General features: G+C 44.9%; 7 protein-coding genes and 1 pseudogene. 4 read left to right on the top strand and 4 right to left on the bottom strand.

Annotation, left to right across the window (positions count from 1 at the left end; translation table 11 throughout):
• The 4 genes and pseudogenes from HUJ21_RS25075 to HUJ21_RS06260 form a co-directional block, all read right to left on the bottom strand.
• Positions 1 to 113, bottom strand: a pseudogene (locus HUJ21_RS25075) (putative addiction module antidote protein); the annotation flags it as partial.
• A gap of 214 nt (positions 114 to 327) precedes the next feature.
• Entirely contained in the window at positions 328 to 3,102 is a 2,775-nt protein-coding gene (gene leuS, locus HUJ21_RS06250; protein WP_291368089.1) for a leucine--tRNA ligase, read from the bottom strand.
• 265 nt (positions 3,103 to 3,367) lie between these two features.
• Positions 3,368 to 4,312, bottom strand: a complete 945-nt coding sequence (locus tag HUJ21_RS06255) for a hypothetical protein (RefSeq protein WP_291368090.1) — start codon at positions 4,310 to 4,312, stop codon at positions 3,368 to 3,370.
• Between the two features lie 83 nt (positions 4,313 to 4,395).
• On the bottom strand, positions 4,396 to 5,301 hold the full coding sequence (locus HUJ21_RS06260) for a mechanosensitive ion channel domain-containing protein (protein WP_291368091.1): 906 nt from the start codon (positions 5,299 to 5,301) through the stop codon (positions 4,396 to 4,398).
• Positions 5,302 to 5,524: 223 nt separating this feature from the next.
• On the opposite strand from HUJ21_RS06260, the gene HUJ21_RS06265 reads away from it, so the two are divergent.
• The 4 genes from HUJ21_RS06265 to HUJ21_RS06280 are packed head-to-tail and all read left to right on the top strand — an operon-like array spanning position 5,525 to position 10,151.
• The gene (locus HUJ21_RS06265) at positions 5,525 to 7,066 is read left to right on the top strand and encodes a GNAT family N-acetyltransferase (RefSeq protein ID WP_291368092.1); all 1,542 of its coding nucleotides are present in this window, start codon (positions 5,525 to 5,527) and stop codon (positions 7,064 to 7,066) included.
• Positions 7,066 to 7,596 carry an HAD hydrolase family protein gene (locus HUJ21_RS06270; protein WP_291368093.1) on the top strand — a complete coding sequence of 177 codons (531 nt, stop codon included), beginning with the start codon at positions 7,066 to 7,068 and terminating at the stop codon, positions 7,594 to 7,596. The genes HUJ21_RS06265 and HUJ21_RS06270 overlap by 1 nt, the downstream gene beginning before the upstream one ends.
• 30 nt (positions 7,597 to 7,626) lie before the next feature.
• A complete protein-coding gene (gene kdsA, locus HUJ21_RS06275; protein ID WP_291368094.1) occupies positions 7,627 to 8,469 on the top strand; it encodes a 3-deoxy-8-phosphooctulonate synthase in 843 nt (280 codons plus the stop codon).
• Positions 8,466 to 10,151, top strand: a complete 1,686-nt coding sequence (locus tag HUJ21_RS06280) for a L,D-transpeptidase family protein (protein ID WP_291368095.1) — start codon at positions 8,466 to 8,468, stop codon at positions 10,149 to 10,151. Before kdsA ends, HUJ21_RS06280 begins: the two co-directional genes overlap by 4 nt.
• The last annotated feature ends 324 nt before the right edge of the window (positions 10,152 to 10,475 follow it).

Below are 10,475 nucleotides of genomic sequence, written 5' to 3' on the forward strand. Positions count from 1 at the left end.
AGTGCTTCAATCACAGCATCATGATTCCCTTCCCCTAAAACAGAATTCAGGTATTCGACAATCATTTCCTTGCTGTCTAAATAATCTGCAATATCAAATTTTATTGTATTCATTTGGATAAAAAAATACGTGATCTTTCTAAATTTAAAAAGTTGCTTGGTAGTTATTAGGTGTTCTTTTAAAAGGTGCTACAACCTTTATATAATCCCTAAATTATAAGGGACATAATAAGGGACATACAACAGTTCCTTGCTGCACATCCCCCATCAACCTCCCTTTTCGGTTAACCATTTTAAACAAACACCATTTCCACCCCACCAAAAACCATCACAGCACGATATTCACAATCTTGCCGGGGACTACGATTACTTTTTTGGGTGTTTTGCCGGCAATCCATTTTTGCAGGTCCTCGTGCTTCAAAGCAGCTGCTTCGATTTCGGGCCTGGAAAGGCTCAGCGACAGCTTGATCTTTGCCCGCATTTTGCCATTGATGGATACAGGGTATTCATGACTCTCCTCTGTAAGGTATTGCTCCTCCGCCTGTGGATAACGCTCATGTATGATGGATTGGGCATGGCCCAGCCTCTCCCAAAGCTCTTCCGCTATATGGGGCGCATAAGGGGAAAGGATGACCAACAGGGGCTCCAAAACTTCCCTTTGCCTGCACTTGAGTGCAGACAGCTCATTGACACAGATCATAAAGGAAGAAACCGATGTATTGAAGGCATGGCGTTCCACATCTTCCTCTACTTTTTGAATGGTCTTGTGAAGGGCTTTCAAGGCCTCTTTGGAGGCCTTCTCCTCACTCACCTGCCAATTTCCGTTCTGGTCGTGGAAAAGCCGCCACAATTTCTTCAAAAATTTGAAAACCCCATCTATCCCATTGGTATTCCAGGGCTTGAACTGCTCCAGCGGGCCCAGAAACATCTCGTACAGGCGCAGGGTATCCGCCCCATAGCTTTCGATCACATCGTCAGGATTGACCACATTGTATTTGGATTTGGACATTTTCTCCACTTCGGCACCACAGACATACTTTCCGTCCTCCAGCAGAAATGCAGCGTCAGCCAGATCAGGCCGCCATTGTTTGAATGCCTCCAGGTCCAAATGATCGTTGTGGACGATATTGACATCCACATGCATGGGGATCACCTCATGGTCCCCGATCAATCCATGGCTGATAAAGGTATTGCTGCCTTTTTTCCGGTACACAAAATTGGACCTGCCCTGAATCATGCCCTGGTTGATCATCTTCTGGAATGGCTCGGCTATGGGCACCAGGCCACGGTCATAGAGAAACTTGGTCCAGAACCTGGAATACAACAAATGCCCGGTAGCATGCTCTGCGCCACCAATATACAGGTCTACCGCTCCCCAATAATCTGCCGCCTCGGGGCTGACAAAGACCTCCTGGTTTTTGGCATCCATGTACCTGAAAAAATACCAACTCGACCCAGCCCAGCCAGGCATGGTACTCATTTCCAGAGGAAAAGACCCCTCTTCAGTGGAATAGGTCCAATCTTTGGCCCTTCCCAGCGGTGGTGCCCCATCTTCGGTGGGCAGGTACTTGTCCACCTCAGGCAACCTGAGGGGCAAATCCTTTTCAGCTATCAGGTAGGGCAATCCCTCTTTAAAATACACGGGCAAGGGTTCCCCCCAGTACCGTTGCCGGGTAAAGATGGCATCCCTCATTTTATATTGAATCTTGCCCTTTCCTATTCCTTTTTCTTCCAGAAAGGCGATGGCCTTGTCCATGGCCGCCTGCATTTCCAGACCGCTGATAAATCCGGAATTCATAATGGTGCCGCCTTTTCCGGGAAAAGAACCCTCTTCCATGCTGCCTTCAATCACCTGCCTGATTTCCAGGCCAAAGTGTTTGGCAAAATTATAATCCCGCTCATCATGTGCTGGCACGGCCATCACGGCACCGGTACCATATCCGGCCAAAACATAATCTGCAATCCAGATGGGGATCTGTTCCCCGTTAAAAGGGTTGGTGGCGTAGCTTCCGGTAAATGCGCCCGAAATGGTCTTCACATCAGCCATCCTATCTCTTTCGGAACGGTTTTTGGCCTGGGCTACGTAAGACTCGGCAGCTTCCCGCTGCTCATCGGTGATCAATTGTCCTACCAGCTCATGCTCCGGTGCCAAAGCCAGGTAGGTTACCCCGTAAATGGTATCTATCCTTGTAGTGAATACTTTGATTTTATCCGGATGTCCTGCAATATCGAATACCATTTCTGCTCCTACGGACCTTCCAATCCAGTTCCGCTGCATCTCCTTTACAGGCTCCGGCCATTCCAGCTTGTCCAGGCCTCTGAGTAGCCGCTCAGCATAGGCAGTGATCCGCATGCTCCACTGCATCATGCGCTTCCTTTCCACCGGATGGCCGCCTCTTTCTGAGTAGCCGTCCTTGACTTCATCATTGGAAAGCACGGTGCCCAGGGCCGCACACCAGTTGACCGTGGTTTCTGCCAGGAAAGTCAGCCGGTACTGCAACAATATTTTTTGTTGTGCTGCTTCCGAAAAGCCCTGCCAGTCTACCTGGCTGAAGGAAGATGGGTTTTCATCGCAAACGGCGCGAACTCCCTGACTACCTTCTTTTTCAAAAATCGAGACCAGGTGACTGATGGGCATGGCCTTATCCGCATCCAGGTCATAATAGCTGTCAAAAAGTTGCATGAAAATCCACTGGGTCCAGCGGTAGTAATCCGGGTCAGAGGTCCTTACCTCCTTTTCCCAGTCAAATGCGAAACCTATATTTTTCAGTTGCTCTGTATATCTCGCGATGTTTTTTTCGGTGGTAATGGCCGGATGCTGCCCTGTCTGAATGGCATATTGCTCTGCGGGAAGTCCGAAAGAATCGTAACCCATGGGATGCAAAACATTAAAGCCCTTCAACCTTTTGTACCGGGTAACGATATCGGAAGCAATGTAGCCCAGTGGATGCCCTACATGAAGCCCTGCTCCTGAGGGGTAAGGAAACATGTCCAAAGAATAAAATTTTGGTTTATCGGTATCAACTCTGGCATTAAAAAGCCTGGATTGCTCCCAGCGGCCCTGCCACTTTTTTTCAATGGCACGAAAATTATAATCAGACATTTGCTGTATCGGTCTATTTGTAAGTTAGATTCAACTTCAAAATTATAAAAAATATCGGTATTCACTTTAGATAGTGGTCTTAACCACAGAAATATCGCCAAAAGCAAAGAGATTCAATTTTACCTGCTGACTTAGCAACGCCTGAATAAGGGGAATTGAGTTTTGAGATAAGACATGAGATGGTTATCTAATACTCCTTGTTAAGAAAAAATCGCTAAAAAGTCGCAGTAGATCAGCAATAGCTTCAGGCTTGACTTGAACCTATCTACCAGAACCTGAAACCCCTTCCCCTGTACCTGAAAATCCAGTTGTCCCAGATATCCTGAGAAAAGTAAATTTCAGCCCCAAAATTCAAGGTAAAATAGCCGTCATACCTGGCCTCGGGCTCATCCAACCGAGGGTCACCACTACCTCTGCGGGGAGCTCCCCTGCTGTTTCTGATCAGTTCAACATTAGGCTCCCCATTGGGCAGCAGGTACCTGGGTTGTCTCACGGACAGCCTGAGCCTGTCGGGATTTTCCCCCGAAACATAATCTGCAATCAGCTCCTCATAATATCCTGAAATATTAAAAGTACTGATATCATCCATATAGTCCGAAAGGGTAAAGCGGTAATTTCCCTCGATGAAAAAATCCATGTACACATTTACCTTGTATTTCATCCCCAATCCCATGGGAAACACCATCACCCTATTTGCATAAAGTTCATTCTCCGTTCTCAAAGGCCTCAAATCGACCCATTCCTCCCGGTAAAGGGTCCTTGGATTACTGGTACTCGCTCCTACTCCAAAAAACACATAGGGGTTGATGAATTCACGGGTGATGTTGTAAACTTTTACAGGCTTGTAATAATATTCAACCAAAAATGCTGCTTCCCAGTTTCTGCTTCTAAAATTTAAATCTCTCGGAATACGGCCACTTCTCGGATCTGCTTTGACATCCTGACCTGATATTTGGTAATAAGTAAGGTCTACCCTGGCTTTAAGGTTGGTGCCGAATGTGTACCTGGCACTCATAGCGCCATTGTAATCAGGCTGTATCCCTTCACTATACTGCCATAAAGCATACAAATCTCCGAAATATTGGGAAGGTCCTGCTTGCAGGGAGAATGACCAGGGTTCTTCAAACCTGAACCTATACATGCTTTGGGCCAGTATCTCTGTTGAAAGAAACAGCAAAAAAAATACTGCAAACAAAAAGAATTTATGCATAAAAAACTTCACCTATATCCCACCCATGTAACCCCTTGGGTTTTAAAGCCTAAATATAAAATAAAAGGCAATAATAAAAAAAATTAGGAAGGAGTAAATTTCTCCAGGCCAGATCGAATGTGAAGATCTCTCTGCGGAAAAGGAATTTCTACCTTTTCCTCACCAAACCTTTTGAAGATCTCATAATACAACTGGCTTTTTAATACTTTGGGTTTATTGATATATTGAGAGGTCCAAACCCTGAGGTTAAAATCAATGCTACTGTCGTTATATTGCTCAAACAGCACATCAGGTTCCGGGAATTTAAGCACCCCCTCATTGGCTTTGACCACCTCAAGTAGAATTCTTTTGATCTTTGCCGGGTCTTCCCGGTAGGAAACGCCCACGGGGATATTGAACCGGATATTCCTGTCATTATGCGACCAGTTGATCACCGCATTATCGATAAACTGGCTGTTGGGTACAATAATGGAAATATTATCGTTGGTCAGTACCATGGTAGACCTGGCGGAGATTTTGATCACATCCCCGTAAACATCATCGACTTCTATCCGGTCACCTACCTTGATGGGCCTCTCAAACAGGATGATAAGGCCACTGATAAAATTATTCGTGATATTCTGCAGTCCAAAGCCAATCCCTACCCCTATGGCTCCCGCCAAAATCCCCAGAGCACTCAGGTCCACATTGCTGTTTTGGAGGATGGTCACCAAGCCAAAAATGATCAGTACATATTTAAATATAGTGGCAATGGATTGCCTGACGCCAACTTCCAGTTTGTAGCGTGTCAGCACTTTGTTGGCTAAAAATTTTCTGGCCAATTCGGCAATAAAAAAAAGTAAAAAAATAGCCACGACGAGACTGATAAACAAACCCAGGGTTAATTTGGTCTCCCCCAGCATCAAAAGTTTCAGGTTCAACAGATCGTTGAAATGCCCTAAAAAGGCCTCGAAATCACCATTTTTTATATCTTTAATTATTTCCTTCATATTTTTCAGGCTGCAGTTTTAGGGTTTTTGTCCGCAAGCAGGTATTTGACGATTTTCAATATATGTATTTTTTTTGACAGTCATTAAAGGACCTTTCATTACATTCGATCCTTAAAACCACAGTCCTCTCGCTTTGTTCAGATGTTGAAAAAAGACCGATAAATTCGGCTGGGTATTCATCATTAGCCATCAATTTAGATAAATTTGTAATTAATTTTACGTTATGAGTAAACAAAAAGAAGAACTCGAACACCGACTCAAACTCAGGAATATCAAACATTCCGATTTCAATGATATCCGTGAAATCATGGTTTCCGCCTACAAAACCCAGGGAATGACCTGGACCAAGGAGGAATTCAAGAACCAACTGAATGCTTTTCCGGAAGGGCAGATTTGTCTGGAAGACAATGGAAAAGTGGTCGCTGTGGCCCTGAGTCTGATTGTGGATTATGCCAAATATGGAGACAACCACACCTATGACCAAATCACCGGCTACGGCAAATTTGATACCCATGATGAAGAAGGGGATACCCTATACGGTACAGATGTCTTTGTAGACAAGGAGTACAGGGGGCTTCGATTGGGGAGAAGGCTATATGATGCCAGGAAGGAGCTTTGCGAAAACCTGAACCTCAGGTCTATTATTGCGGGAGGCAGGATACCGGGCTACAACAAATATGCTGACCAGATGTCTCCCAGGAAATACATTGAATTGGTCAAAAACAAGGAAATATTTGACCCCGTGCTTTCCTTTCAGCTGGCCAATGAATTTCATGTGAGAAAGGTAATCACCAAATACCTTCCGGAAGACACCGACTCCAGGGCATATGCCACCTTGCTGGAATGGATCAACATCTATTACGAGAAGGAGGAAAAACTAATCGGTAATAAAAAAACCATCGTCCGGCTTGGATTGGTCCAATGGAAAATGAGGCGTTTCAATGATGTGGATGATCTGATGCAGCAGGTGGAATTTTTTGTCGATACGGTATCGGATTATAAGTCTGATTTCTGTTTGTTTCCGGAGTTTTTCAATGCGCCGCTGCTTGCTGAGTTTAACAAAATGGATGCTTCTGAAGCCATCAGGAATTTGGCCGAGTACACAGAAGAAATTGTAAACCGCATGCGGGACCTGGCCCTTTCCTACAATGTGAACATCATCGCCGGAAGTATGCCCGAATATGATGGGAAAAAATTGCGTAATGTGAGTTATTTGTGCAGAAGGGATGGCACCATGGACAAACAATATAAGTTGCACATTACTCCTGATGAACAATCCTACTGGGGCCTGCAGGGAGGAAACGGGATTAAGGTTTTTGATACGGATGCAGGTAAAGTGGGGATTTTGATTTGTTATGACATTGAATTCCCTGAATTGAGCCGCATATTGGCCGAAAAAGAAATGGACATCCTGTTCGTTCCCTTTTGGACAGATACAAAAAATGCCTACCTTAGGGTAAGCACCTGTGCGAAATCCAGGGCCATAGAAAATGAATGTTATGTGGCCATTACCGGTTCCGTAGGTAATTTGCCAAGGGTGGAAAATATGGATATTCAACATTCACAAGCGGCCATCTATTCCCCCTCAGACTTTTCCTTTCCTCACGATGCCATCATCGCAGAGGCTTCACTCAATACGGAGACCACCATTGTGGCTGACGTTGACTTGGATTTGCTGACCAAGCTGCGAAAAGCAGGTAGTGTAAGGAACCTGGCCCAAAGAAGATTGGATCTATATTCCATTCAGTGGAAAAACAAAAGATAATGGATCAGTTCAAGCACATTCCAGGAACCTTGCTTCAAAAAGCAAAGCTGATCAAGCTTCTGGTATCGGATCTGGATGGCGTCCTGACTGATGGAGGAATCATTCTGGATGACAATGGAATGGAATACAAAAAATTTCAGGTCAAAGACGGGCAGATCATTGCTTACCTGAAATTGTCGGGAATTCAAACCGGCATCCTTTCCGGCAGGAATGTGAAGGTATCGCAGATTCGATGTGAACAAATGAAGGTGGATTTTCATTATCACGGTGTCCGGGACAAATGGGCTACCTTGAAAGAAATAATAGAAAAAAAGGCCATTTCTACTTCTGAAGTAGCCTATATAGGGGATGACCTCATTGACCTGGAATTGCTCGGCAAAGTTGGCCTGTCGGCCGCACCTGCTGATGCCATGGGCTACATCCGGGACAAAGTGGATTACGTTACCCTTACAAAAGGAGGAAAAGGTGCCTTCCGGGAATTGGCAGATATTATCCTATTTGCTCAGGGGGGACTGAAGATCAGTATATGAATCCCTATCAACCCATTTAAAATCATCGCAATGAAAATACACCGTATGTCAATCAGTGAAGATCTCCAGCTGGGAGGAGGGAAACCGGTGCTTTTTTCCGGTCCCTGCGCCGTTGAGAGCCTTGATATATGTTTGGAAATCGGTGAGCAGGTCAAGGCCTTCGCCCAAAAAAACGGCTTTGGCTATGTGTTCAAGGCTTCCTTCGACAAGGCCAACCGCACCTCAGGAGGATCATTCAGGGGCATTGGTTTTGACCGCTCCTTGGAGGTATTGCAAACAGTTGGCAATACCTTAAAGGTACCATTGGTTACCGATGTGCATGAAAGCTATCAGCTGGAAGCTGTGGCCGAAGTAGTGGATGTGATACAGATTCCCGCATTTTTATGCCGGCAAACGGATTTGTTACTGGCAGCAGGAGAAACAGGCAAGGCCATAAAAATAAAAAGAGGGCAATTCATGGCCCCGGAAGACATGCAGTATGCTGTAGACAAAATCCGCTCCACCGGCAACCAGCAGGTTTGCCTGACCGAGAGGGGGTTCTCTTTGGGATACCACAATCTGGTGGTCGATATGCGGGCTTTACCCATCATGAGACAGTTTGCACCGGTGGTTTTTGATGTGACCCACAGTGTGCAACAGCCTGGAGGCAATCAAGGTAGCAGTGGTGGACAAAGACAAATGGCCCCTTACCTGGCAAGGGCAGCAGGAGCTGCAGGGGTTGATGGTTTTTTTATTGAAACCCATCCTGATCCCTCCAAAGCCCTGAGCGACGGTCCAAATATGGTCCCTTTGGCTGAAATGGATGGCTTTCTGGCCATGCTGAAGAAGGCATGGGATCTGGGGAGGGAATTTCAAAACTACCAATTGGCATGAATATTCCATTTCACCATTTATTTAATATCCCGGGCACTCTCTTTTTCCTTATTTTTTTTCCTTTTTCCGCATTTAGCGGAGTATCCAATCAAGATACGCCAATGGAAATACGGGCATTATTGGAAGGAGATGAATCCCAAATTCGCATGGAATTTCAGGCCGGCAGGATTTACTCCAGGTCTTATCTGCTTACCTTTTACTCGGAAAGGGCATTTATGCCCGGCTGGCTGGAGGAATCAAAACCTTCCTGCGAAGCACTGGAATTAAGACTGCTCATCCAGCAGTCAAAGTTTGATGGGCTGGTGCCGGCAGATTATCACCTGGACCAACTTAATGTGTTATTTGAAAAATCCCTGGCCAATGAAACCCTTACTGAAAAAGAGCTGGCCAAGATGGATATCTTACTCAGTGATGCGTTTATCCTATTGGCCAAACATTTGTACCAGGGAAAAGTACATCCCGAACACCTGAAGGGAATCTGGGATATTCAATCCAAAGAGGATGATCCCAGGCTGCTTGAAAAACTAAACCTGGCCCTGGCAAAGCAAAATGTCCGCCAACAGCTTTTTAGTCTTCATCCAAAGTTTCCAATTTACCAGAGGATGAGACAGTCTTTAAAAAAGTACTACGAAATGCAACAAGCCTCCTCGGGCATAAATTGGAAAAATCCCGTTCCCGAAAAACCACTTGAACCGGGACAAGCTGCTACACAGATTCCTGCTATCAGGGATATTCTGATCTTTTGGAAGGATCTGGAAAACTATGCGCAGGATATGGGGGAAATTGAAGTTTACGACAGCCTCATGATGGAAGGGGTAAAACGATTTCAGCTTAGGAATGGACTACTCCCGGATGGGAAACTTGGAAAAGCAACCATTGAAGCCCTGAACCAAGCCCCAAAGGCTTTGATAGATAAGGCAATGGTAAATATGGAAAGGCTTAGATGGCTTCCCGACACTACACTTCAGGAATTTGTGCTTGTAAACATTGCCAACTATTCCATGGATTATATTCGAGAAAGGGACACCCTATTACATTCCAATGCGATTGTTGGGCAATCCTATAGAAAGACTCCTGTATTCAATGCAGAAATGTCCTACCTTGTCTTCAGCCCAACATGGACGGTACCACCTACTATTCTTAACAATGACGTTATTCCGGCAGTAAAAAAAGATATTGGTTATCTGGCAGGCAAAAACATGAAAATCCTGGATTTTTCGGGAAAGGAGATCGACCCGAATGCTATCAACTGGTCCGGGATCAGTCGTAATAATTTTCCCTACATGGTAAGACAGACATCGGGAAGGCATAATGCTTTGGGATTGGTGAAATTCATGTTTCCCAATAAATACAACGTTTACATTCACGATACACCCTCCAGAGAATTGTTTTTCAGGGAAGACAGGGCCTTAAGCTCAGGTTGTATCCGTATTCAGAAACCCTTTGAACTCGCCCAAATGTTGCTTTCCGACCAACCATTATGGAATGATGAAAGGATAAGAAATGCCATGGAAAGCGGCAAAGAACAATCAGTAACCCTAAAAAAGAAAATACCCGTAATCATCCTGTACCTTACTTTTTGGTCAGATGGGGCGTCCAAGGAAAACATTAGAAGGGATATCTATTCCAGAGACGGTGAATTGTTAAAACTACTGCAACTACCCCTAACTCACGAAAACTGATTTTTCTTTATAACCGGCGTTCAAATATATAAAAGTACGAATTTTGGGGGCAAATCCTTTCCAAAGCAAATGGGTGATACCCTGACAGTAGTTGGAAGTAATAAAGAGAAACAACATGTACTGGATCCTAAGGTAAAAACCCGCTTCCCCAGGCTTTAAACGCAAACTCCTTTAATTACGGAAAGCGGGTTGGCTGACAAAAAACCGGGGAGCGCAGGAGGTTTGCGGGGGGAAGGATTTTTTTGTCTTGATCTTTTGGTACTTTTGGATCAAGTGAACGGCATTTATAAAAAATGACACGAATTAAGGAAACATGCGTTTAAT

It is taken from the genome of Cyclobacterium sp. (genome assembly GCF_014762705.1).
GTDB lineage: Bacteria > Bacteroidota > Bacteroidia > Cytophagales > Cyclobacteriaceae > Cyclobacterium.

What these genes read in the sequence shown, in the direction of transcription:
- HUJ21_RS06265 (WP_291368092.1), top strand. Translation starts at nt 5,525, where the DNA reads ATGAGTAAACAAAAAGAAGAACTCGAACACCGACTCAAACTCAGGAAT.
- HUJ21_RS06260 (WP_291368091.1), bottom strand. Translation starts at nt 5,301, where the DNA reads ATGAAGGAAATAATTAAAGATATAAAAAATGGTGATTTCGAGGCCTTT.
- HUJ21_RS06280 (WP_291368095.1), top strand. Translation starts at nt 8,466, where the DNA reads ATGAATATTCCATTTCACCATTTATTTAATATCCCGGGCACTCTCTTT.
- HUJ21_RS06270 (WP_291368093.1), top strand. Translation starts at nt 7,066, where the DNA reads ATGGATCAGTTCAAGCACATTCCAGGAACCTTGCTTCAAAAAGCAAAG.
- leuS (WP_291368089.1), bottom strand. Translation starts at nt 3,102, where the DNA reads ATGTCTGATTATAATTTTCGTGCCATTGAAAAAAAGTGGCAGGGCCGC.
- kdsA (WP_291368094.1), top strand. Translation starts at nt 7,627, where the DNA reads ATGAAAATACACCGTATGTCAATCAGTGAAGATCTCCAGCTGGGAGGA.
- HUJ21_RS06255 (WP_291368090.1), bottom strand. Translation starts at nt 4,312, where the DNA reads ATGCATAAATTCTTTTTGTTTGCAGTATTTTTTTTGCTGTTTCTTTCA.